General features: G+C 43.3%; 1 protein-coding gene. It reads left to right on the top strand.

All coding sequences use genetic code 11. The features are described 5' to 3' along the window. A partial coding sequence (locus tag AC1M9N_RS14510) for an Ig-like domain-containing protein (RefSeq protein WP_481954980.1) occupies positions 1-270 on the top strand: 270 nt, incomplete at both ends.

The raw sequence follows: 270 nt of genomic DNA on the forward strand, positions 1-270 counted from the left end.
CCTGAATTAACCATCGATGAGCTTAAGCCAACAAACGATACTACACCAACAATCTCAGGTAAGACTGAGCCAGGTGCAACAGTAAAAGTTGAAATCTTAGACAAAGATGGCAACCCTGTAGCAACAGGTGATGCGACTGTAGATCCAGAAGGTAACTGGTCGTTCACACCGACTGAAGAATTACCAGAAGGTGAATATACAGTTAAAGCTGAAGCGAAAGATGCGGTGGGTAATACTGCTACTGAAACTGCGGATGGCAAATTAACTGTA

This window comes from Acinetobacter sp. ANC_7655 (genome assembly GCF_056784015.1).